The 23,155-nt window shown below is 52.8% G+C and carries 22 protein-coding genes; 13 read left to right on the top strand and 9 right to left on the bottom strand.

The window, feature by feature from the left end:
* The 5 genes from GXX34_08695 to GXX34_08675 all read right to left on the bottom strand — a co-directional run.
* The coding region (locus GXX34_08695) for a glutamine synthetase (protein ID HHW07585.1) at positions 1-683 on the bottom strand (683 nt) is incomplete at its 3' end.
* A gap of 195 nt (positions 684-878) precedes the next feature.
* Entirely contained in the window at positions 879-1,310 is a 432-nt protein-coding gene (locus tag GXX34_08690; protein HHW07584.1) for a DNA-binding protein, read from the bottom strand.
* 274 nt (positions 1,311-1,584) lie between these two features.
* Positions 1,585-1,737 carry a FeoB-associated Cys-rich membrane protein gene (locus tag GXX34_08685; GenBank protein HHW07583.1) on the bottom strand — a complete coding sequence of 51 codons (153 nt, stop codon included), beginning with the start codon at positions 1,735-1,737 and terminating at the stop codon, positions 1,585-1,587.
* A 1-nt stretch (position 1,738) separates the two neighbouring features.
* Positions 1,739-3,736, bottom strand: coding sequence for a ferrous iron transporter B (locus GXX34_08680; protein ID HHW07582.1), 1,998 nt, complete (start codon positions 3,734-3,736; stop codon positions 1,739-1,741).
* A gap of 97 nt (positions 3,737-3,833) precedes the next feature.
* Complete coding sequence (locus GXX34_08675) at positions 3,834-4,118, bottom strand: ferrous iron transport protein A (GenBank protein ID HHW07581.1); 285 nt, start codon at positions 4,116-4,118, stop codon at positions 3,834-3,836.
* Positions 4,119-5,082: 964 nt separating this feature from the next.
* Between GXX34_08675 and GXX34_08670 the strand changes: the two genes are divergently transcribed.
* From GXX34_08670 to GXX34_08610, 13 genes are all read left to right on the top strand, one after another.
* A complete protein-coding gene (locus tag GXX34_08670; GenBank protein ID HHW07580.1) occupies positions 5,083-6,456 on the top strand; it encodes an amidohydrolase family protein in 1,374 nt (457 codons plus the stop codon).
* Positions 6,457-6,498: 42 nt separating this feature from the next.
* Positions 6,499-7,521 carry a BMP family ABC transporter substrate-binding protein gene (locus GXX34_08665; GenBank protein HHW07579.1) on the top strand — a complete coding sequence of 341 codons (1,023 nt, stop codon included), beginning with the start codon at positions 6,499-6,501 and terminating at the stop codon, positions 7,519-7,521.
* Between the two features lie 65 nt (positions 7,522-7,586).
* Positions 7,587-9,107: an ABC transporter ATP-binding protein gene (locus GXX34_08660; protein ID HHW07578.1), complete on the top strand. Its 1,521-nt coding sequence runs from the start codon at positions 7,587-7,589 to the stop codon at positions 9,105-9,107.
* Positions 9,104-10,135 carry an ABC transporter permease gene (locus GXX34_08655; protein ID HHW07577.1) on the top strand — a complete coding sequence of 344 codons (1,032 nt, stop codon included), beginning with the start codon at positions 9,104-9,106 and terminating at the stop codon, positions 10,133-10,135. Before GXX34_08660 ends, GXX34_08655 begins: the two co-directional genes overlap by 4 nt.
* A 3-nt stretch (positions 10,136-10,138) precedes the next feature.
* A complete protein-coding gene (locus GXX34_08650; GenBank protein ID HHW07576.1) occupies positions 10,139-11,077 on the top strand; it encodes an ABC transporter permease in 939 nt (312 codons plus the stop codon).
* Positions 11,078-11,092: 15 nt separating this feature from the next.
* Positions 11,093-11,860 carry a MerR family transcriptional regulator gene (locus GXX34_08645; GenBank protein ID HHW07575.1) on the top strand — a complete coding sequence of 256 codons (768 nt, stop codon included), beginning with the start codon at positions 11,093-11,095 and terminating at the stop codon, positions 11,858-11,860.
* A gap of 366 nt (positions 11,861-12,226) precedes the next feature.
* Positions 12,227-12,415, top strand: coding sequence for a gamma-glutamylcyclotransferase (locus GXX34_08640; GenBank protein ID HHW07574.1), 189 nt, complete (start codon positions 12,227-12,229; stop codon positions 12,413-12,415).
* Between the two features lie 44 nt (positions 12,416-12,459).
* Entirely contained in the window at positions 12,460-12,792 is a 333-nt protein-coding gene (locus GXX34_08635) for a M24 family metallopeptidase (GenBank protein ID HHW07573.1), read from the top strand.
* 210 nt (positions 12,793-13,002) lie between these two features.
* On the top strand, positions 13,003-13,503 hold the full coding sequence (locus GXX34_08630) for an HD domain-containing protein (GenBank protein ID HHW07572.1): 501 nt from the start codon (positions 13,003-13,005) through the stop codon (positions 13,501-13,503).
* Positions 13,500-13,904, top strand: a complete 405-nt coding sequence (locus GXX34_08625) for a hypothetical protein (GenBank protein HHW07571.1) — start codon at positions 13,500-13,502, stop codon at positions 13,902-13,904. The genes GXX34_08630 and GXX34_08625 overlap by 4 nt, the downstream gene beginning before the upstream one ends.
* Positions 13,905-14,033: 129 nt before the next feature.
* Positions 14,034-15,614 carry a PucR family transcriptional regulator gene (locus GXX34_08620; GenBank protein HHW07570.1) on the top strand — a complete coding sequence of 527 codons (1,581 nt, stop codon included), beginning with the start codon at positions 14,034-14,036 and terminating at the stop codon, positions 15,612-15,614.
* Between the two features lie 354 nt (positions 15,615-15,968).
* Positions 15,969-17,069, top strand: a complete 1,101-nt coding sequence (locus GXX34_08615; protein HHW07569.1) for a DUF917 domain-containing protein — start codon at positions 15,969-15,971, stop codon at positions 17,067-17,069.
* A complete protein-coding gene (locus GXX34_08610) occupies positions 17,062-18,612 on the top strand; it encodes a hydantoinase/oxoprolinase family protein (protein ID HHW07568.1) in 1,551 nt (516 codons plus the stop codon). The genes GXX34_08615 and GXX34_08610 overlap by 8 nt, the downstream gene beginning before the upstream one ends.
* A 379-nt stretch (positions 18,613-18,991) precedes the next feature.
* On the opposite strand, the gene cas2 is transcribed toward GXX34_08610, so the two are convergent.
* From cas2 to cas3, 4 genes are read right to left on the bottom strand one after another with little or no spacing between them, the layout of a single operon-like run.
* Positions 18,992-19,255 (bottom strand): CRISPR-associated endonuclease Cas2, encoded by a 264-nt coding sequence (gene cas2 / locus GXX34_08605; GenBank protein ID HHW07567.1) that lies wholly within the window; start codon positions 19,253-19,255, stop codon positions 18,992-18,994.
* Positions 19,256-19,269: 14 nt separating this feature from the next.
* Positions 19,270-20,262: a type I-B CRISPR-associated endonuclease Cas1 gene (gene cas1b / locus GXX34_08600; GenBank protein HHW07566.1), complete on the bottom strand. Its 993-nt coding sequence runs from the start codon at positions 20,260-20,262 to the stop codon at positions 19,270-19,272.
* A gap of 12 nt (positions 20,263-20,274) precedes the next feature.
* Positions 20,275-20,781 carry a CRISPR-associated protein Cas4 gene (cas4, locus tag GXX34_08595; protein HHW07565.1) on the bottom strand — a complete coding sequence of 169 codons (507 nt, stop codon included), beginning with the start codon at positions 20,779-20,781 and terminating at the stop codon, positions 20,275-20,277.
* A 54-nt stretch (positions 20,782-20,835) separates the two neighbouring features.
* Positions 20,836-23,109 carry a CRISPR-associated helicase Cas3' gene (gene cas3 / locus GXX34_08590; GenBank protein HHW07564.1) on the bottom strand — a complete coding sequence of 758 codons (2,274 nt, stop codon included), beginning with the start codon at positions 23,107-23,109 and terminating at the stop codon, positions 20,836-20,838.
* Positions 23,110-23,155: the final 46 nt, after the last annotated feature.

Here is a 23,155-nt window from a genome sequence, read left to right as displayed (position 1 = left end):
TGGAGGCCGTTGCGCTGGGCCAGGGATTTCACCACCATCCGGAAAGTCATCACGTTATCGGCCGTGGTCACGGCATCCTGGTACTTGAAGTCGATTTCATGCTGGCCGGGAGCCACCTCATGGTGGGACGCCTCGATCTCAAAACCCATTTCCTCCAACACCAGCACGATGTTCCGCCGGGCATCCTCGCCCAGGTCCACGGGGCTGAGATCAAAGTAACCGGCGTTGTCGTGGGTCTTGGTGGTGGGCACCCCGTTGGCGTCCGTCATGAACAGGAAGAACTCGCATTCCGGTCCCACGTTGAACTGGTCGTAGCCCAGGGCCGCCGCCTTCTGGAGCGCTCTCTTCAGGATATACCGGGAGTCACCCAAAAAGGGGGTGCCGTCCGGATGGAGGACGTCGCAGATGAGCCTTGCCACCCGGCCTTGCTGGGGCCGCCAGGGGAAGATGGTAAAGGTACCCGGGTCGGGGGCCAGGTACATGTCGGATTCCTCAATCCGGACGAACCCTTCAATGGAGGAGCCGTCAAACATGATCTTGTTCTCCAGGGCTTTCTCCACCTGCTCCGCCGTGATGGCCACGTTTTTCAACTTGCCCATGATGTCCGCAAACTGCAGGCGGATGAATTTCACGTCTAACTCCTTCACCAGTCGTAAGATATCCTCTTTGCTGTACTTCGTCATGCTCATCTCTCCTTTTCTCAAGAAATCAAAAAAGGCGTACCCAACAGACGACCATACTCGTCGTTGAGTACGCCTTGACAGGCCTTTGGTGCACCCTTGCACCGAACACACTTTTCATCTTTCGCCTTTCGGTTTCATAGTAACACCGGCATCCGAGCCGTGTCAAATAAGTAATCGAACTACCGGGTATAACTTTTATTTAGTCCAGAGATACAGCCCCGTGGCTTCATCATAATCCCGCTTGAGGGGCGGGGCCATCTCCGTTTCCCGGATAAAGATTTCCCCGGCGAAGACTTCCGTACCCGGCATCAGGTGACCGCCGAAACACTTGCCCTCTTCATCAGAAACGGCCAGGTGGATGTGGGCAAAAGGCTTGCCGTCCTTGAGGCTGATATTGCCGATGCCGGAGACGATCTCCAAGGGCCGGTTAAACTCTAGAGTCTTGTACTCCCGCTTCTGCTGGTCATAAAAGCCCAACACGGCACGGCGCAAAGCGCCGATCATTTCCACCTGCCCTTCCATAATGCCCGCTTCAGCCCGCAGCTCTTCCACGGCTTCCAATAAGTCTTTGCCCAGTGCTACCTTGCAAGCGGCAACTTTGCCAGTAAGCCTACCTACAGCCTTCATTCAGCATTACCTCCTCTTGTATGAAATCATAAAATGTTGCGTCCAGCTATGTTCCCGTCATCAAGAGACCGCGGCCGCCGCTTTCTACTTCACATTACCATCCTGGCCCAAAAAAGTTGTGACTGTCAAGGGATCCGGCACAACTTTGCGGAAACGACCATAAAAGCACCCGGATCCGCTGGAAAGCAGGAAGGCCGCCGGCCCCATCACAAAAGGGCCGGCGGCCTTCCTTAACGTTATGACCGGAAACAAGAAGAAGAGAACCCAAAGCAGGCTATTCACAGCAGGAACTCTTGCTGGGGCAGTTCTCGCTCCCGCAGGAGCAGCCGGTGCACCGGATCCCGTTTCTCTTGTCAATGATGATCTTTGCCACGGCACCGGATATTAAAGCGGCAATAACCAGGAAGGCAATGACGTTACCAAGCATGTTATGCCACCCCCTTTAGGCTGACGGCCGTCGTCCGTCCCGTCCTGCGCATCAGGTAAATGATTGTCCCGGTAATCAGCGCCACCACAACCAAGCCGGGAAGAAAGCCCGTGCCAAAGCTGCCGGTGGTAATGTAGGTTCCGAGCTGGTAGACGAAGAAAGACACGGTATAACCCATACTGAACTGGAAAGCAATAGCACCCAGCACCCACTTCCTGCTTTCCATCTCCGCCTTCATGGCGCCGATGGCCGCAAAGCACGGCGGGGTAAACAGGTTAAACATCAGGTAAGCCAGGGCCGCCACCGGAGTTAAGCCCATCACGGCCGCCACGCTGTCGGCACCGGACACCAGGGCCAGTTCCTCGGCATCAATGAAGTTGGTGATACCGAACACCACGGCCAGGGTACCCACCACGTTTTCCTTGGCAATGAAACCGGTGATGGCCGCCGCTGCAAACTGCCATGCCCCAAAGCCGAGGGGAATGAGCAGCACGGCAAAAGGAGTGGCCAAGCCGGCCAGGATGCTGGTGCTCTCCATGCCTTCTTCCACCACCCGCAGGTTCCAGGTGAAGGTCTGCATGATGTGCACCGCGGCGTTGCACACCAGGATCACCGTCCCGGCCCGCACAATGAAGGCCTTGGCCCTATCGAGCATGGAGATGCAGGCCCGCTTCAAGCTGGGCCAGCGGTATTCGGGCAGCTCCATGATGAAATAGGACTTGGCTGCCCCTTCTTTAGTAATCTGCCGGATAATCAGGGCCCCCATCACGATAATGGCAATTCCCACGAAGTACATCAGGGTGCCGACCCAAGCGGCGTCTTGGAAGAACACCCCGGCAAAGAGAGCGATAATCGGTAATTTAGCGCCGCACGGCATAAAGGGTGTCAACATGGCCGTGGTCCTGCGCTGCCGTTCATCCCGGATGGTCCGGGTGGCCATAATACCCGGCACTCCACACCCGGTGCCGATAATCATGGGAATAATGGACCGGCCTGACAGCCCCACTTTCTTGAGATAGCGGTCCATGACCACGGCGACCCTGGCCATGTACCCGCAGTCCTCCAACAGGGCCAGCAGGAAGAACAGCACCATGATGAGGGGCAGGAACCCAACCACGGCCCCGACGCCGCCGATGATACCGTCCAGCAGCAGGGCGCCCAAAAGCGGCGAGACGTGGTCACCCATGAGCCCTTCCACAAAGGCGTAGAAGCTGTCGATCCAGCTCACCAGATAATCCGCCAGGAAGGGGCCGACATAGGTTTGGGACAGGGAAAACACCACATAAATGACCAGGGCAAAAATGGGCAGCCCCCAAAACTTGTGGGCTATAATCCGGTCTACGGCATCCTGCTTCGTCTGCTTGGCACTGTCCACTTGCCGCACTTCTACCCGGTCCACCACTTTTTCCACGAAGGCAAACCGTTCCCGGTCCACCGCTTGGACCGCTTCCTTGTCCATGCTCTCCAAACCCACGGCACCGGTAAAGGGCGCCTTTTGCCCCTGGCCCTTGACACTGACCGCGGCGGCGATGAGTTCAGTCAAACCCTTGCCCTGGACAGCAGAAATCTCCACTACGGGACAGCCTAATTCCTTTGCCAGGGCAGCCGTGTTGATGACAATACCTTTCTTTGTCAGCAGGTCGCTTTTGTTGAGGGCCACCACCACCGGTACGCCCAACTCCAGCAGCTGGGTAGTGAAAAACAGGCTCCGCCTCAAGTTGGTGGCATCCACGATGTTAATAATGGCATCCGGCTTTTCATTCCTGACAAAACTGCTGGTGATGCTTTCTTCCGAAGTGAAAGGCGAAATGGAGTAGGCGCCGGGCAGGTCTACCACCCGGATGTGCATGCCCGATGGATGAAGTTCTTTCTTAACATCGCCTTCTTTCTTGGCCACGGTGACGCCGGGCCAGTTGCCCACGTGTTCAATTTTGCCGGTGATAGCATTGAACAAGGTGGTCTTACCGCTGTTGGGGTTGCCGGCCAGGGCAATTCTCATACCAGGTCCTCCTTCGAAGTCTAGACTTAGCGGTGGCACACAATATTAGTTACAGCTAACTTCATAAGCAAAAAAACACGGCATCATGGCCCTGCAGCTAGATCAGGATAGCTTTGGCCAGATCCGCGTCCATACTGTACCTAGCATCTTTGACATTAATTATGTAGTTGTCAGCTAACACAGATATCACAGTGACGGTTTCCCCTTCATAACATCCCAGGGTAAACAGGAAATTCTTCATATCTTCATCTTCGGTAGCAATGCCCCGGATGGTATAAGGACGATTTACTTCCGCCTGGGTGAGATTTCTCTCTTTTGCCGCTTTCGCTTCCTTGTTTCTTGCCGCTCTACCAAAGAACCACTTGCTGATAGCCAGTTCCATACCGGCTCTCCCTCCTTATACCATAGTTACCGCTTGCGTCCCAAAGAAACTTAATTAGCCATAACAATATTAGAGCCTTCTAACAATTTTAGCTTAACTCTTGTTTTGTAGATTGTCAACGTTTTTTTGCCGAAATAGCAGGGATATTTTCAAATAGATTCTTTTATTATACATCCCATCCATCCAAAAGCCCAATTCCCACCTTTCGGGGTATACATCCCTTTTTCACTCCCTTTGGACTTTTCTTAAAGTTTTTCCGCTTGTTTTCCTGGGCTGCCGCACGTTGTGTTATACTTTTTATGCATATATACCCTATAAAGGAGCAGGCAGGTATGTTCCATATCCCCAGGGCGAGACTGACCATTCCCGGCTCCTTCGCAGGGGAAGTCCTACGGAAAAAGTTGATAGATATCGTCCTGAGCAGTACGGCAAAGCTGGTATACATCCATGCCGGCCCTGGTTACAGGCTTTAGGCCCATGGCTGGAAAAAGAAATTGTGCAGCCGTGTTCACGGTTTTGTTCATGACCTCTGTTTTATAATGGTCTCAGGCAAAATACCGTGCCGGCCTGTAAAGGGAGGTGAGTACGGGCGAATACGGGTTGACGGCAGCCCCGCGGGCAGGCAGCGAAACTTCACCGGTTGTGCCCCCGGAAATAGGAGGGCGAAGCGGCTGAAAGCGCAGGGCTGTCCGCCCCAGCCTTCAACGGAACGCAGCTGCCACCGTCAGCAAGCCTAATCTGTGCGGAGACCATCCAGACGATCTGGAATCATTTGGCAGCATGGAAGTTGGTTAATCAGGCTATGTCTTTTCCCATGAGGAAAGACATAGCCTCTTTTTCATTGCCTGATGTGATACCGCCCGCCCATTGTTCTTGCTGATACCAATTATTTTCACTTGTACTTATAGTAACTATAGGTTTTATAATTGGGATGCACACACCAGCAGAGGAGGGAATGCGGATTATGGATACCAGAGTTTTGATCAAAGGTGCCCGGGCCATTGTCACCTGCGACAGCAACGACCAGGTTTACTATGACGCGGACATCTTGATCGAAGGTCCCCGGATCAAAGCCATCGGCAAGAACCTGGATCCCGGGGGAGCCGAGATCATCGACGGGAAAGACAAATTTGTTTATCCGGGTTTGATTAATACCCACCACCACTTCTTCCAAACCTTCGTCAGAAACCTGATTACCATCGACTACCCCAACATGCACGTGGTGGAGTGGTTGGACAAGATTTACCCTATTTTTCAAAAAATTGATGCAGATGTGATTTATTATTCCTCTTTAACGGCCATGGCCGACCTCCTGAAACACGGCTGTACCTGCGCTTTTGACCACCAGTACTGCTATACCCGCGCTTCCGGGAAGCTGTTGGTGGACCGGCAGATGGAGGCGGCCTCCCAGCTGGGGATCCGCTACCATGCGGGACGGGGCACCAATACCCTGCCCAAAAGCGAAGGCAGCACCATCCCCGACGGCATGCTGGAGACTACCGACGAGTTTTTGGCCGACTGCGAGCGGATTATCGACTTGTATCACGATCCCGCTCCCTTCTCCATGTCCCAGATCGTAGTAGCTCCCTGCCAGCCCATTAACAGCTACAAGGAAACCTTCGTAGAGGCGGTGAAGCTGGCCCGCGACAAGAAGGTCCACCTGCATACCCACCTGGGCGAGGGTGAAAACGAGATGATGGTGGCAAGATGGGGCATGCGGACCCTGGCCTGGTGTGAGGAGATCGGCTTCGTGGGTCCCGACGTTTGGATTGCCCACGGCTGGGAACTGCAGCCCGACGAGTACCAGGTGATGGCCCAGACCGGTACCGGCGTCTCCCACTGTCCCGCCCCGGCGGTGCTGGGTGGTTTCCCCATCCTGGACATGCAGGCCATGCAGCGGGCAGGAGTGCTGATCAGCCTGGGTTGCGACGGTTCCGCCACCAATGACAGCTCCAACTTGCTGGACTCACTGCGCATGGCTTATTTAATGCAGGCTTATCACAGCAAAGAAAGGGGTGGTTGTCTTTCTCCCTACGAGATGTTGAAAATCGCTACCGTCAACGGGGCCAAAACCCTGGGCCGTGCGAATCTGGGATCCCTGGAACCGGGGAAAGCGGCGGACTTGTTCATGGTGGATGCGGGGGTACTGGAATTGACGGGCACCCTCCACGATCCTAAGAACCTGCTGGCCCGCACCGGCATCACCGGACCCGTGGACCTGACCATGGTCAACGGCAAAGTAGTCTTCCGGGACGGGCACCTGACCGGTGTCGATGAAAGAGAACTGGCGGCCAAAGGAGAAGAAGTCTGCACCAAGGTACTGCGGAAGTATTTTTGATCCATGCTCCAATTAAAAGTTTACTGATTAGGAGGGTATCAAATGAAAAGACTGTTGTCTCTGGTGACCGTGGTTTTGTTGTGTGCCGCCTTAGTACTCGGGGGCTGCTCTTCCCAAGGAGGCTCCGGCGGAACTGATACGGGCGATGCGGGAGAAAAGAAACTGAAGGTAGCCCTCATTCTCTCGGGGCCTGCCAATGACCAGGGCTGGAACGCCATCGCTTTAGCCGGTTTGGAAGCAGCGGAAGAAGAATACGGCATTGAAACCGCCTACATGGAAAACGTGGACATTGCCGACTCGGAAGCCGCTTTCGCCGATTACGCGGCCCAAGGTTATGATTTGGTCATCGGCCACGGTTTCCAATTCGGGGATCCCGCGGTGAAGGTGGCCAAGAACTTCCCCAACACCTATTTCATGGCTACGGAAGCGGCCTCCCAGGCGGAAAACATGGCTTCCTACGTGATGAGCTGCGAAGAAGGAGCTTATCTCATGGGCGTGCTCTGCGCTTCCATGTCCCAAAACGGCAAGCTGGGTGTAGTCGGCGGTTTTGAACAGCCCTCCATCGTGAAAGAAGTGGAAGCCTTCAAAGTGGGTGCCAAATCCGTGAACCCGGATGTGGTGGTCTACGAAGCTTATATCAGCTCCTACACGGACGTTACGGCGGGCAAAGCGGCGGCCGAAGCCATGATCGACCAGGGCGCCGACGTGCTCTATCACGTGGCTAACCAGGCGGGCACCGGCGTCATCAAAGCCGCGGAAAAACACGGGCTTTTGGCCTGCGGTAACTCTTACGACCAATACTCCATCGCTCCCAATACGGTCATGTGCTCCACCGTTTACAACATGCCGCAAGTGATCCTGACCGCCGTGAAGCACGTGCGGGAAGGCAGCTTCGGCGGCGGCATTTTCTACCTGGGCATGGACGACGGCGTGGTAGACATTGCCCCCTTTAACGGCTTTGAAGACAAAATCCCCGCCGAAACCAAGCAGTTGATCAGCGACCTGAAGGCCCAGATCATCGAAGGGACACTCCAAGTACCCCGCATTGAGACTCCCACCAGGTAACGCGCTTACGGAGGGACAGGGCTATGGCGGCAGTCATAGCCCTGTTATTAAAGGAGGGACAGCCAGTGGCGTTGCTTTCCATGAAAAACATCAGCAAGTCTTTTTACGGCAAATGTGCCCTGGACCAGGTTTGCCTGGACGTGGAAGCGGGAGAGATCCACGCCCTTTTGGGGGAAAACGGAGCGGGCAAGACCACTTTGATGAATATCCTGTACGGCATCTATACCCGGGACGCGGGGGAGATCCTCTGGCAAGGAGAACCGGTCCTCTTCTCGTCCCCCAAAGACGCCATTGCGCGGCGGATCGGCATGGTGCACCAGCACTTCATGCTGGTACCGTCTTTGACCGTTTCCGAAAATATTACCCTGGGTTTGAAATCGCCGGGGCACCCCTTCCCGGACCGCCGGAAACTCAATGCCGCCATCAAGGAGATTTCCGACAAGTACGGGCTGCAAATCGTTCCGGAAGCCTACGTTTCTTCCCTGTCGGTGGGAGAGCAGCAGCGGGTGGAGATCATCAAACTGCTGTACCGGAACGCGGAATTGTTGATCCTGGACGAGCCCACCGCCGTCTTAACTCCCCAGGAAACGGAAAGCTTTTTTGCGGTGTTAAGAAGACTGAGGGATGACGGGAAAGCCGTGGTGATTATCACCCACCGCATTCCCGAAGTAATGAACATTTCCAACCGGATCACGGTCTTGCGGGACGGCAAGAACATCGCCACCGTAAGAACCGCCCAGGTCACGGAAGAAGAGCTGTCCAGGTACATGATCGGCCGGGAACTGAAACCCGTCCGGAGAACCCCTGCGGCCCGCTCCCAAGAACCGGGCCTGTCCCTGGAGCAGGTCTCCTTGGAAGTGAACGGGCTCCGGCGCCTGGAAGACATTTCCCTTGAGATCGGCCGGGGCGAAATCCTGGGCGTAGCCGGGGTGGACGGCAACGGCCAAAAGGACCTGGCGGAAGTAATCCTGGGCATCCGCCGCCATACGGGCGGCACCATCAAACTAGGCGGCACCGATATCAGCCCCCTGTCCATCCGGGAGCGCAAGAAGCTGGGCATCGGCTATATTTCCGACGACCGGCACCAGGACGGGCTGGTCCTGGATATGGACCTGGTGGAAAACATGCTGCTCAAAACCCCCACGGATCCCGCTTATCTCAAAAGGGGTTTAATCGACAAGAAGCGGGTCAAGGAAGACACCGTACACGCCATCAAGGAGTACACGATTAAGACGCCGGGCCCGGAAACGCCCATTCGCTATCTATCCGGCGGGAACCAGCAGAAGCTGATCCTGGCCAGGGAACTGGCCGGCAACCCCCAAGCGGTGGTAGCTTTCCAGCCTACCCGGGGCCTGGATATCGGGGCGGCGGAATTCATCCAGCAAAAGCTTTTGGAGCACCGGTCCAGGGGCTGCAGCATCCTCCTCATTTCCGCGGACCTGGAGGAAATCATGGCCTTAAGCGACCGGGTAGCCGTGATATATAAAGGTAAAATTATGGGGATTATTGCTAACGACAGGGAACTGGATATCCTGAGCCTGGGTCTGATGATGGCGGGCAGGAAAACGGGAGGGGAACCGGCATGAAAAAGTTGAAAACCATCTGCTCTTACTTGTGCGTGGCAGTGCTGGCATTCTTGGTAGCCCTGCTGTTGATCCTCCTGGTGGGCAGCGACGTGTCCAAAGCCTTCTCCGGCTTCTTCCGGGGCATTTTCGGTTCCACCTATGCCATTTCCGAGGTTTTGGTCAAGGCCACCCCCCTCACCCTGTGCGGTTTGGGGATCGCCGTGGGTTTTAGAAGCGGCTTTATCAACCTGGGGGCGGAAGGACAGCTGTACATGGGCGCCATTGCCGCCACCGGCGTCGCCCTGGCGCTGCCGGGCTTGCCTGCGGTCATCATGCTGCCCCTGGTCCTGGCGGCCGGTTTCCTGCTGGGGGGCATCTGGTCGGTGATTCCCGGCTTCCTGAAAGCCAGGTTCAAAATCTCCGAAGTCATTGTGACCATCATGTTTAACTATATCGCCATCAACATCGTCGGCATCCTGGTGCGGACGGCCTTAAAGGATCCCAACTATCCCTATCCCATGTCACCGGAACTGCCGGCCGCGGCCATTCTTCCCACCCTGCTGCCGCCCAACCGGGTGCACGCCGGTATCTTCATTGCCCTTTTGTGCGCTGCAGCCGTCTATATCCTGGTGTGGCGAACGACCACCGGCTACCAGATGCGGGCGGTGGGCTTAAACGCCCGGGCTTCCCATTGTGCCGGCATCTCCGTTTACCGCAGCATCGTTTTTTCCTCTCTCATCAGCGGCGGCTTGGCGGGCATCGCCGGGGTCTGCGAGGTAACGGGATTGCAGCACAAGCTCTTGGAAGGTTTGTCGCCGGAATACGGGTATATTGCCATTATCGTGGCCTTGCTGGGGGGCAACAAGCCCTTGGGGGTCATCGTGGCCGCCCTGGGCATTGCGGCCTTACAGGTGGGTTCCTTGTCCATGCAGCGGGCAGCGGGAGTGCCCACGGCCATTTCCTTGATTATTATGGGGTGTATTGTACTCTTGATACTTGCGCGCCCAACTCTATTTCGCCGTTTCTTGGCTGAAGAAAAGGAGAGGTAAGCTATGGATTTAGGAGCTATCGCCCTGCTCACCGCATATCTAGCGGCAGCGGTAAAGATGTCTACACCCCTGGTCCTGGCCGGTATTGGGGAGACCATTTCCGAAAAAGCGGGGATCCTCAATATCAGCGTGGAAGGCAATATGCTAGCCGGCGCTTTTGCCGGTTTCATCGTGGCTTATCATACCAACAACCTGTTCCTCGGGGTGTTAGCCGGGATGGCCGGCGGGATGCTGGTCAGCTTGCTGCACGGGACCATGAGTGTGAAAATCAAAGCGGACCAAACCATCGTGGGCCTGGCTTTAAACTTCCTGGTCCTGGGTTTGACCAGTTTCCTGTTCTACCTGGCTTTCGGCAGGACCGATCAGCTGCCGTCCTGCCCCACCGTGGCCAAGATGGAAATTCCCTTGTTGTCCAAGATCCCTGTCATCGGACCGGCCCTGTTCAGCCAGGACTTGTTTGTCTACGTGGCTTTTTTAAGCGTCATTGTCCTGGCCCTGATTTTCTATAAAACGGAATGGGGCATTAATATCCACGCCGTAGGTGAGCACCCGCGGGCTGCCGATACGGCCGGCATCAATGTCTTCGGCATCCGCTACCTGGCCAGTATGTTAAACGGGCTCTTCGGCGGTTTGGGCGGGGCTTGCATGACCTTGGGGCAGTTTGGCTTTTTCATCGAGAACATTACCGCCGGCCGCGGCTATATTGCCCTGGCGGTGGTCATCTTAGGCCGGAGAAATCCCCTGGGGGTCTTTGTCGCCGCCTTGATCATCGGCTTTGCGGAGGCGCTCCAGTACAGCCTCCAGACCTTAGGCGTTCCTATTCCGTCCCAGGTCTTCACCATGTTCCCTTATGTGGTAGCCGTGGTGGTACTACTCTTATCCATCGGCAAGAGCACCGTTCCGGCGGCTTTAGGTGTTCCCTACGAGCGAAATCAGAGATAAGCGGAGATGATGGCCATGAAAAAAACTCTCACCATCGGCGAAATGAGCATTTTATTTCAATTGAATATCCAAACTCTTCATTATTACGATTCCATCGGCCTTTTCGTACCGGCGGAACGGGATCCGGAAACGGGGCACCGGCGATATGAGTTCAGCCAGGTCTACCAGCTGGCCTACATCCGCTACATGCGGAAGCTGGGCTATTCCCTGAACAAGATTGCCGCCTACATGGAGTCCCGGGATAAGGTTTTTACTTTGGACCGGCTGAAGGAACAGTCCATGATCCTCCGCAAGAAGTGGCAGGAGCTGATGAACATCGAAACGGCCATCCAGCGCAAGATCCGCTTCATCGAGCAGGAAATGCAGTTCGTGGCCAAAGACAGCGTCACCGTGAGGGAGTTCCCGGACCGCCGGTATATACCCATCGGCAGCGAGGAACTGCTCTACGGCCATGACTCCTTCTATTTCTATCCCACCGTGGTCTTCTACGAGGGAGATACCAAGTCTTTCGGCGCCTATTTGTTTTCCCCTGATGAGGAACCCGACGCTCCCGGCATGAAGCCGGGCTATCCCCAGGCCTCGCTGATTCCGGCGGGAAAATTCCTCTGCGGCTATCATTTCGGCCCCTACGAGGAAATCCTGGACAGCGCCCGGAAACTGCGGGAAGCGGCCGGGGATCTCGTACTGGATCACAAGCTGATAAACTTCAACATCGTGGACCAGTTCGTGGAGCGGGACAACAGCAAGTATATCACCCAGATGCAGCTCCGGATTATGGAATGACCTCCCCTCTTAATACACTCCCCTTTGGTAGGTACCTGAAAGAGCATGAATTCAGGGCTACACAAAGGGGAGTTCTTTATACCCAGATCGCCTCGCAAAGCTCGACAGTTCGTCTCACTACCGTTTAGGTCGAGCATAAGACAACTCAGATATCCTTCGGGAGACCCAGTAAAATAGACCTAGAGACGCCCTATTTAGACAAAGCACCCGAGGCTCAGGAAGCCACCCACTTCGCTGTTTTCCCCTGAAGCTTGGTACTACCGGCCACGAGTTCAAGACCCTACGGCTTCACCTGCTAAAGCAATTACCACGTTTTTCCTCCAGCCGTGAGATTATACAAGTGGGAACGGAAAAGAGGTGTATTTATTGAGCAAATCTTTGATTTATGCCGCCTACGGCGCCAACATGAACTTGGTGCAGATGAAACGTCGCTGCCGGGGAGCCGAGAAGCTGGGCACCGGGGTCATCCAGGGATACAAGTTACTGTTCAAAGGACGTGCTGAAGGAAGAGCCTATGCCACCATAGACCGAAACAGGGGAGTTCGGTTCCTGTAGTTGTTTTCCGTTTAACCCCTGATGACACCGAAGCCAAGGAGTATTTGATCCGAAACGGGTTTAAAGACAATCTCCTGCACTGGACAGGACACGGCATCGGTCTAGGCAACCACGAGGGCCCGTTTATCGCCGAAGGCAGCACGGACATCCTTAAAGAAAGCATGGTAATCAGCATCGAGCCGGGAATATATATTCAAAACTTAGGCGGATTCAGACACTCCGATACGGTCCTGGTTACCAAAGACGGGTTTGAGCTGCTAACGGACGCTCCCCCTGCGCTATGCCGCCGGCCTTTCTTGCAGCCGGTCAGAGTTTTTTCAATAAACGATAAAAAGGAGCAGGTAGTTAATGGCTTTTTTGTTAGATTGGAATGGTAATAAAAGAAAAGGCCTTTCTGTGAAAAGAAGGCCAAACTCGTTTCCCGAAGGTCAGGAGAATGCAAGATAATGGAGATTGAGGTTCGAGCTCTTGAGGACTACACTCCATGAATTATCTTAGCCGAGGATATTCTTAAGGACTCAGTCCTGGTCATACCGAAAAATACTCCTCTCAACGAGGAGATCGTTAACAAGTTAAGAGCATTCGGCGTGGAGCGGATTGCGGTCTATGGATCTACAGATTACCGGGGACCGGTACCTGCTCCCGGTTCTCACCTGGCGTTTAATAGGCAGTATCGAGACAATGTCAACCGGATCAAAACGGTACTACATGACTTGGCGGCGGGCAGAAAACTGGAAGTGGCACAAATGGAGACCGTCTTTGATTCAGCTTTTACCCAGGTTAAGGACAACTACCGCCTCATGGAAACTATCAATGAGATGAAAAAAGCCGATGAATATACTTACACCCACGGATTAAACATATCCCTCTACGGTGGCCTCATAGCCCGTTGGATGGGACTTTCGGAAAATGAAATCAAGAACGTCATCCAAGCGGGAGTACTCCACGATATCGGGAAGGCAAAGATTCCGCCGCAAATTTTAAACAAAAAGGGGCCTTTATTGCCGGAGGAAAGAGAGCAAGTCAAAAAACATGCTGCTCTCGGGTATAACCTGGTGCACGTACACCAGGCATTTGTCAAGACGTGAAAGAGGCTATTCTCAGGCACCATGAAAGGGTCGACGGCTGCGGTTACCCTTTGGGGATTCCGGGTGAATATTTGAGCATTTATACCAAGATCATTATGGTGGCTGACGTATATGATACCTTAACTTCGGAAAGGGCTTACAAGAAAAGGCTCACTCCTTTTGATACTTTCCTGGAAATGGAGAAAAGGGGCTATGATCACTTTGACCCCCAAGTATTGCTGGTATTCCTGCGCAACATCGCCAACCACTACACCGGGGCAAAAGTAAGGCTGAACACTGGGGAAATCGGGGAAATCGCCTGTTGCCTACCCCAGAATATCGCTAAGCCTTTGATCGTGGTCAACGGGAAATGCATTAATTTGAGCCGGGAGTCTGAGTATTCAATTGCAGAAATGTTATGAACCTTAAAGCAACACCTTCAACAAATGCGTAAATGATTCAACTTCCGGGGCAGGGAAAACCGGCCGGTATCTAGAATGGGATTAAACAGTATTTGTCCGAAAAGACAACGGCAGGAAGGAGTCTGCCTAATGGCAGTAACGGTAGCCGATTTATTAAAACTGCCCTCCCTGCGCAATGCGGAAGTGGTGGCAGGCAGGGGCGGACTGCACAAGATTGTGTCTTCCATTTCCGTGCTGGAGAGCGTCGATCCGGAATTGCTGACGGATGCCCATTTCCCTAACGACGAGTATTACGGCAGCGAGATAGTGATCACCTCTTTTGTCAACATCAAGGATGATGTGGAATTGCAGTGCCGGAACATCCGCCGGCTGGCGGAAGGCGGGGAAGTGGGCCTTATTCTTTATTACGTCGGCATCTTTATGAAGGAGATTCATCCACGGTTGATTGAACTGGCCGAAGAACTGGATTTTACCCTGATCTGCATGCCTCGTAACCGGCTGGACCTGCGATACAGCGAAGTGATTTGCGAAGTAATGGAAGCCATTTACCGGGACCGGTCAGCCGGAGGATCCATGGTGGTTGAGCTCTTGGAGCGTGTTTCCCGTTTGCCCCAGCACCAGCGGACGGTGGATACGGTGGTCAAAATGCTCTCGGACCGGCTCCGGGCCACCGTCATCCTGACTGATGCCAAAGGGACCGTGCTTAATGAGGCTGCCTGGCCCCGGACCTTGTCCGGTTTGCATGCCCGCCTGAAGAGCGTACAGTTGCCGTCCACACCAGGGAAGCCGGCACCATTCCCTTATGTGCCGGAAGGGCTGCTGTACCGGGCCGCCATTGATTCCGACACAGGCACGGGCATGGACTTGTTCCTGATCCGGGAAGGTACTCCCCTGTCCGGCGGCGAGTTCCAGCAGGCTGTGGAAATAGTACAGCTGGCGGTGAGATTGTGGAGCCAGAACCACGACAAAGTAGTTATTTCCGAACTGGTCAAAGCTATCATGCAGGACGAGCCTATGAAAATGCGGCGCTTGGCGGATTTGTTCCAAATCGATGTGGCCTCCATCCACGCCATGTGGATCGCCGTTTGCAAAGACGGTACCGGCATTCCCACGCAGGTGGCGGAGAAAGCCAGTGACTTGGCACGACATTTCTGCCGGACTTCTTTCGCCGATGTTTATGAAGGCTGCCTGGTCCTTTTTATGGACGGGCCCAAGACTTTGCAAGACATTGAAACATTGAAGGAGGCCCTCTTAACTGAGCTTCCGCCAGATGCTCTTTTGACCACATTCCGAAATTTGGAGAACACCGCAGCTGTGAGGGAAGCCTACCTGGCCAATCGTGAATGTGCCGCCGATCTAAGGAAAATCTTTCCCGGTCGCAACTGTTTCAGCGAGGCGGAGCTGGGTTTTGTGAAGAACTGCCGGGAACGCATTGCCCAGGGGGAAGAGGCCGTAACGGAGGCCCTGGCTCCTTTGCGTGTCCTGGAGGGAGAAAGGGAAGCTCGAGAGTTAAAACACACCTTGGCGGTTTACCTGCTGGACACGGGAGGTAGTCTCACAGCAACCGCCAAGAAACTGTTCCTGCATGAGAATACGATTAAATACCGGCTGAAGTGCATCTCTGATCGCCTGGGTTACCGGGTTGGGACCATGCCTGCTTCCGCCAAGCTCTATGAGGCGGTGGCCATCAGCCGGGTCTTGGAATTTTAGCCTGGTGTTTTGTCCTTTCAGACAAAACAATCAGGCTGTTTTTTTGCCGGTGGGCTAATTAACAACTTTTCCCTTGTTCCGTTATACTGGCACTATTAAAAACCAGTATAGCGGAAAGGGGTTGGCAAATGGAACAGAACAAGACCGGTTTTGAGGTGAGCGGTGAACGGAGGGAAAGCTGGTGGTCTATTGCCATGGTCTGGGCCGGGGCCATGATCTGCGCATCTTGTCTCATGGTCGTTTGTAGGGCCAATTAATGGTATTGTGGTTTCCCTGTTGTCTTTCGCCATCCTGGGCTCTTTATGTAAAAGTGCGGGAGCAAACGAGACCACGATGAAAGGAGAGTTGATCTAGTTGCGGAAAATAGGTTTGACGGAGATTGAAGATATTGCCTTGGGCGCGGCATTGCTGGGCGCAGGCGGGGGCGGAGACCCCTATATCGGCAAGCTGGTGGCCATCAGTGCGGTCCGGGAATGCGGCCCGGTGACCATGCTGGACCCGGAAGAAGTACCTGACGACGCTTTGGTGGTGCCTATTGCCATGATGGGAGCGCCCACGGTTCTGTCGGAAAAAGCCATCGGTGGCAACGAATACAAAGCTTTGTATGAGATGGTCTCCCGCTTTTATGGTAAAGAGATTTATGCCCTGATGCCCATTGAGGCGGGAGGTGTGAACAGCATGCTGCCCATCGCCGCCGCGGCACGCCTGGGGCTCCCCCTGGTGGATGCCGACGGGATGGGCCGGGCTTTTCCGGAGCTCCAAATGGTGACTTTCACCATCGGCGGGGTCAGTGCCACCCCCATGGCCCTGACGGATGAAAAAGGAAACAGTGTCATCTTTGACACCATCACGAACAAATGGACGGAAGAACTGGCCCGGGCGGTGACCATGAGCTGCGGCGGCAGCGTTTCCGTGTGCCTTTATATTGTCGACGGCAAGACCCTCAAAGATTATGCCGTGAAAAACATCATGACCAGGAGCGAAAAGCTGGGCCGGGCCATCCGCACCTTAAAGTCCTGCACTGGCACCACACCGGAAGAGGCTTTCTTCCAGGCTACCGAAGGATTTAAACTCTTCAAGGGCAAGATCACCGATGTGCTGCGGGAGACCCGGGGAGGCTTCAATTTCGGGAAAGTGGTTTTGGAAGGCATTGGGGAGGACAAGGGCCGGCAGGCTTATGTGGAGTTTCAGAATGAAAACCTGTTGGCTGCCGTGGACGGGGAGATCGTGGCCACGGTGCCGGATTTAATCTGCCTGGTGGACGTGGAAACATTTACGCCGGTTACCACCGATGCCCTGAAATACGGCAAGAGAGTATTGGTGGTGGGACTCAAGTGCTTTGAAATGTGGCGTACTCCCAAGGGCTTGGAACTGGTAGGACCGCGCTATTTCGGCTGCGACACGGACTACATCCCCATTGAAGAACGGGTGAAAGGAGGTAGGACCCATGTATAAACTGGGTATTGACGTGGGAGGCACCAATACCGACGCAGTCTTGATTGATGAAAAACTGCAAGTGGTGGCAAAAATCAAGTATCCTACTTCCGGGGACATCGAGGAAGGTATTGTCGGCGCTGTCAAGCAATTACTGGAGCTGTCCGGTGTGGACAGAAGCCAAATCGCCCAGGCCATGCTGGGGACCACCCAATGCACCAACGCCATTGTGGAAAGAAAAAACCTGGCGCCCATTGCCGTATTGCGAATTGGGGCACCGGCGGCGGTGGGCATTCCGCCCATGGCTGACTGGGCGGACGATCTGAAGCAGGTAGTAGTCGCCCAGCAAATGATTCGCGGCGGCTTTGAACACGATGGCAAGGAAATCACTCCCTTTGATGAGGAAGCAGCCAGGGCTTTTTTCCGGGAAGTCAAGGGTAAAGTCCAGTCGGTAGCCATCTCCTGCGTCTTTTCCACCGTCCGCAACGACCATGAACTCCGGGCCGCTGAAATCTGCCGGGAGATCCTGGGGCCGGATATCCATATCTCTCTTTCCAGCGAAATCGGCTCCATGGGTCTTATCGAACGGGAAAACGCCGCCATTCTCAATTCCGCCCTGTGCCGGGTGGCGCAAAAGTTTACGGAAGGCTTCGCCAGATCTCTGGCGGATTTGGGGGTAACCAATGCCGCTGTTTATCTTTCGCAAAATGACGGCACTTTAATGACTTTAGAACAGGCCCTCCGGTACCCCATTTTAACCATTGCCTGCGGTCCCACCAACTCGATCCGGGGCGCCAGCTACCTGGCTGAACTGGAAAACGCGGTGGTAATCGACGTGGGAGGCACCACCACCGACCTGGGAGTGCTCCAAAACGGCTTCCCGCGGGAATCCAGCATAGCGGCAACCATCGGCGGCGTCCGCACCAATTTCCGGATGCCGGATGTGTTGACCATTGGCCTCGGCGGCGGTTCCATTGTCAGGCAGCGGGAAGACGGTACCGTCACGGTAGGTCCTGACAGCGTAGGATACCAGATTACGGAGAAGGCTTTGGTTTTCGGCGGGGATACGGTAACTGCCACTGACATTGCCGTCCGGCTGGGTCTTTACGAACTGGGAGACAAAACCAAAGTGGCCGGGCTGGATGAGGAATTCGCCCTGAAAGCCATGGAGACTATCCGCCGGATGGTGGAAGACGCCCTGGATGCCATGAAAGTGTCCCATGAGGATGTGGATGTGGTCCTGGTGGGCGGCGGGTCCATCATCTTGCCGGAGAAGCTGGCGGGGGCCAAATCGGTAGTCAAGCCCCAACATTTCGGCACGGCCAACGCCATTGGCTCGGCCATCTCCAAAGTCAGCGGCACCTACGAAAAGCTGGTTGATTATGAAAAAGTGCCGCGGGAGGAAGCGCTGGTCCAGGCCAAGCAGGAAGCTATTGAGATGGCCGTGGCCGCCGGTGCCCTCAGGGAAACGGTGGAAATCATTGATGTGGAAGACGTACCGCTGGCCTACTACCCGGGCAAAACCAGCCGGGTTAAAATCAAGGCGGCGGGGGATTTGGGCTAAGGCCCTTCGAACAATATTCTTTCTGAAGCAAAAACCCCTCTTGACATGCCAAGGGGGGTTTTGCGTTCAAGCGTCATTAGCCAGTTAATAAACTCCATTGCTTATTATCATCAGTTCATACAGGCGTTCTTGTAGGATCTGGCAAAGACCATTCATCGGCTGTTGCGGTAGTTACCATCCCTCACAGGTAAGCTACAAACCGTTAAAAGTATTGAAAAAAGACCTTTTCAACCAGCGACTATAACCATTAACACTGTAACAAAAGGTGCAAAAGGCCCTCCAGTATTGATTTATCAAAGATGTCTAGGTAGTAACATGTCGTCGACCTCCAGCATTTTTTGCTCTATTGGCGGTCGACGACGAACAGCGTGAACCAAATTTAAATGATAATATCAAAACCACCTTTTTCCACACCAATGATCTCGCGAGATGAATACTTAGTAGTACGTAATTCATAAATAATAGCTGAATCCTCTGACAAGTTCATTACTCTAGCTAACTCCTTTTTTAATTTCTTCAGATTGGCCTCACTTATCTCCCCTTCTAATACCGAATTCTGGACCCATGTCAAATATTTTCTTGCGGTCTTCAGTACTTTAGCCACCCTCTTTTGGTTTACATCGTAAACGAGAATTACAAACATCGCAATTCTCCTCTTTACCATTGAGCAACAAAGGGCTCATATACAGTTTCCCCCATCAAGTGCTTTTGCAGCTTGTACAACTCCAGGCGAATCAGTCGCCTATAGGACACTTCCCTGCCGGTACTGCGGTGTTTGATGGTAACTTTCAACCGCTTGTCCAGTTCTTCCACAAACTTCCGCCTTACATTTTCCTTTAAAACTATACCTCCCATTGCCGCTTCAAAGTCATTTTTCGTTACCATCTTTTTTCCTATAAGAGTAAAAATCAAGCGGTCCACAATGATAGGTTTAAACACCTCGGATACATCCAAATTCAGCGTAAACCTCCGAAAATTTGTGGCATGCAGAAAACCGATACGAGGGTCCAGATGAGTGCGGTAGATTTCGCTGAGGACGCAGGTGTACAAAATAGAATTGCCGAAGCTTATTAAACTGTTCAAATAGTTTTTGGGTGGCCGGCGTGAGCGCTCTTCGAACACAAAATCAGGATTCTCCAGAATATCGTCAAAAGACTTGTAATAATGGTTTCTGATATTTCCTTCCAGTGCCATCAACTCCGCAACGCTGTCACAACTGTCTATTGACACTTCTAAGTCTTTAATGGCTTCTATACAGTCTTGTAAATCTTTGCCTCGGTTTTGGTAATACCGGAGAACCTTTCCTATATTAGCTATGGCTCCCAGAACGAATTGTTTAGCAATAACCATTCGCTTTTCGTGGTTTAGGTAATGCTCAGCCTGGCGCAGGATCATATAGCCCGAGTTATAATGCTCTCTAGGATAAAAAGTGCCCATATAGTATCCATAATAATTGAAGTAGTGAATGAGTATTTCTGCTTTGGAAGCGAATTCCAGAAAGCGCTTATTAAGACTAACTTCCCCGAACAGAAAAAGCTCACCGATTTCTTCAACGGGCAGGAATTTCCGTCCCTCAGCCGTAGTGAAACAAATAGTATTATCTTTTCGCTGCAACTCACCGTCAGTAAAAATGTAAATCGTCTTTTTCAACCTGAACCACCCCTAGGCCCAGCAAAAATCACCATAGGCACAGTTCCGGCAATATTTACCCTTTACCGGCGGTGGGGGCATATCCTGATATGCAATGCGTAGAATGTCTCTCTTTGCTTTTTCGATTTCCGCCTCCAACTGAGAGTTCAAAGCAACAGTTAGCCTCTTCTTTTCTTCAGGAAACAGAAGCTCGCCTTGCGCCTCTATACCTAGCTCTCGTAGCTCATAGAGATAAAGTGCCAGTTGCATGGTGGCGCTTTTCTCATACTTGGAAGACTTTTTGACTTCTCCTATTATCCATTGGCCGTCTTTTTTCCTAACCAAATCAAATTTTAAATGGCCCACCAACACCTCTTTTTTGTCCCGGGGATAAGCCGTTTCCTGCAAAAATCGACCTAATTCCAAATGAGCATGGTCACTTTCCGGCTCAACATGGCGCGCCATGAGCCAGACTTCCCGGTGGCAGATGTAATAGTACCACATTAAGGTACCGGTAACCTTGATTTCGGTATTTTCCATTAGGTTCCGCCTCCTGATAAGCAGGATGGCCATATTAAACATTGCTGTGACTGCTTACAGCACAGGAGATAGTATATCATCATCTTCTTCCGGTGGCACAAACCCAAGAATTGGACTATATAATCCCCCATCTCTACCGATTGCTTCCTTGCCTAAAAACCATGCCCACCCATGCAAAATGGGCCGAAAAACAGGCTCTTCATTCTCAGTGAAAAACTTCGCACAAAAGGTTCTGCAAGCAGTTATCATAGTTTTCGGTATTTCAATGGCGTACTGCATCACCTTTTGAACCAGTTTCTTTTGCTCATCCATGTCTTCGAGAGTCCACTCTGTCTCTTCCAACTTTCTTAACATAGGCAAAAGTTTGCTATTTTCTTCGACAAACACGGTTACCGTATCTACTGCCCTATTATCCTCATCAATTAATTCGTGAAACTCGCCCCACTCACCACGAGATAACTTATCGAAAAGAGGAATACTAGACAATCCTTCGACTATCTTAGCATAATATTCCTCCACAATCTGTTTGACTTCTCTTTCTTCGAAAATGGGCTTTTTAGCCAAGACTTCTTTTGTCTTATCAATCAGTATATCATCATAAACGTTTTTCCAAGTAGAATAGCCCTTGTTATTGGTAACTTCCGCCACCAGCACACGGCCTAAAAGGTCCTCGCGGGAATGTCTATTGCATCTTCCAGCCACCTGGATAATACTGTCAAGAGGACCTAAGTCTCTAAAAACCCAACCAAAATCCAAATCTACACCGGCTTCCACCACCTGTGTTGCCACCAAGTAGCGGCGTTTTTGCCTTTTCTCCAGCCATTTTAAATATCTTAAAATAATCCGGCGCCGGTAAGGGGTGAGCCAACCGCTCAATAAGAGCAAAGGTGCTCCAAGATCAAGACTCTCCAGAGCCCGGTAAGCCCGGATAGCGGCCTTTTTCCTGTTGACGACTACCATACCGGGATGCTCTCGCACCGGCGTTTTACCGTCCAAGACATGCGGCAACTCATCTATGGTGATCTTTTTGATTCTTCCGGTTGCCTCGTCCACTAAAATCTCATATCGATGCCTGTTATACGGAAATACTGTATCAGGAGGCGCCAGCTCCTGGCACGTGACAATCTCCGGTTGTGTGGCGGTCATGAGGAGGAAAAAAGTATGCCATTTTTGACTGAGATAGGACAGGACCTGGCCTAACCCAGACCAAAAGCGCGGTGAAATAGTCTGCGGCTCATCCAATATTACTACCGCATTGCTTAGACGATGAAAATTCATAGTGCGATTGGCGCGCGGGTTAAATAGGGCATCCCACAAATGAGCCAGTGTGGTTAGCACCACAGGTTCTCGCCAATACCGGAATAGGGTGGACATCTTTTTCCAAGCGGCAGCATCCTTGGAGTAATCATCCGTATCTTCCTCATGCCCTTGGCCGTAAGCCAGGCTATGATCTTCCTGTACCCGGTCATTCCCAAAAACTTGTTTCGCTACGGCCGCAGTCTGTTCCACAATGCTGATGAAGGGCAATCCATAAATAATGGACTGGCAGCCAAAGCGTGTGGCCCAGGCCTGGGCAATCGCTAGCCCTGTTAGAGTCTTACCGGCCCCGGTGGGCAGGGTCAAAGTATACACCCCCGGCCCCGAGACGCGCAAGGCATTTTGTAAGCATGTTTCTTTAATCTGCTGTCTCCATGAATCAATGGCGGGGGAACGGCTTGGCAACAACGGCGGAGCAAATGGCGGTATATCCTTCTTAGGAAGGCCGGCAATACCAATGGCGTCCATCCGGTCTGCGGCAATCAATAATGAATACAATAATCTCACTTGGAGCCAGTGGTCAATTCTTATTTCATACTTCAAAGATGAATACAAACTAAGTTGCAAATCAAACAAAGATTCCTCATCAATTTTAATGGGCCAGCCAGGCAAAAATTCTTTCATTACCTTTTCGCAATCTTGATCGCTGCCCCAATCAACAATCATGTCATCAAGGTTACGCAGCCCGGTATGGTGGCGGCAGACAATTTCTGCCGCCCAGATGTCATTGGTAAGACTATACGTAAACCAGGCTGACGGTTTGGCATGATTGATACCAGGCCCTATCCCATCCAACAATTTCTGAAATTTACGATGTACTTTGCCAATGTCGTGAGTTAAGGCAATGGCAGTCAACAATTCTTCATCCACTGCCAATCCGTGACTGCTTGCGAGTTCCTTGGCCAGGGCAGCCACATTTTGTAGGTGGTCAAGCAAAAGCTTGCCTGGGTGGCTGCGCCTGTCACCAAGCTGGGAACCAAGCAATGCAATCATGTCCGTAGGTTGTAACATCCAATCCCTCCCAAGAAGTCAGGTGCAGCTTCTCCTGGGACGAGGA

The sequence above is a fragment of the Clostridia bacterium genome (assembly GCA_012840125.1).
Classification (GTDB): Bacteria; Bacillota; DULZ01; order DULZ01; family DULZ01; genus DULZ01.
This window is presented reverse-complemented; position numbering and strand designations above follow the sequence as displayed.

Bases quoted from the DNA above. Each gene is read 5' to 3' on its own strand.
- GXX34_08650 (HHW07576.1), top strand. From the start codon at position 10,139: ATGGATTTAGGAGCTATCGCCCTGCTCACCGCATATCTAGCGGCAGCG.
- GXX34_08610 (HHW07568.1), top strand. From the start codon at position 17,062: ATGTATAAACTGGGTATTGACGTGGGAGGCACCAATACCGACGCAGTC.
- GXX34_08690 (HHW07584.1), bottom strand. From the start codon at position 1,310: ATGAAGGCTGTAGGTAGGCTTACTGGCAAAGTTGCCGCTTGCAAGGTA.
- GXX34_08685 (HHW07583.1), bottom strand. From the start codon at position 1,737: ATGCTTGGTAACGTCATTGCCTTCCTGGTTATTGCCGCTTTAATATCC.
- GXX34_08680 (HHW07582.1), bottom strand. From the start codon at position 3,736: ATGAGAATTGCCCTGGCCGGCAACCCCAACAGCGGTAAGACCACCTTG.
- cas3 (HHW07564.1), bottom strand. From the start codon at position 23,109: ATGTTACAACCTACGGACATGATTGCATTGCTTGGTTCCCAGCTTGGT.
- cas4 (HHW07565.1), bottom strand. From the start codon at position 20,781: ATGGAAAATACCGAAATCAAGGTTACCGGTACCTTAATGTGGTACTAT.
- GXX34_08675 (HHW07581.1), bottom strand. From the start codon at position 4,118: ATGGAACTGGCTATCAGCAAGTGGTTCTTTGGTAGAGCGGCAAGAAAC.
- GXX34_08645 (HHW07575.1), top strand. From the start codon at position 11,093: ATGAAAAAAACTCTCACCATCGGCGAAATGAGCATTTTATTTCAATTG.
- GXX34_08620 (HHW07570.1), top strand. From the start codon at position 14,034: ATGGCAGTAACGGTAGCCGATTTATTAAAACTGCCCTCCCTGCGCAAT.
- cas2 (HHW07567.1), bottom strand. From the start codon at position 19,255: ATGTTTGTAATTCTCGTTTACGATGTAAACCAAAAGAGGGTGGCTAAA.
- GXX34_08670 (HHW07580.1), top strand. From the start codon at position 5,083: ATGGATACCAGAGTTTTGATCAAAGGTGCCCGGGCCATTGTCACCTGC.
- GXX34_08655 (HHW07577.1), top strand. From the start codon at position 9,104: ATGAAAAAGTTGAAAACCATCTGCTCTTACTTGTGCGTGGCAGTGCTG.
- GXX34_08665 (HHW07579.1), top strand. From the start codon at position 6,499: ATGAAAAGACTGTTGTCTCTGGTGACCGTGGTTTTGTTGTGTGCCGCC.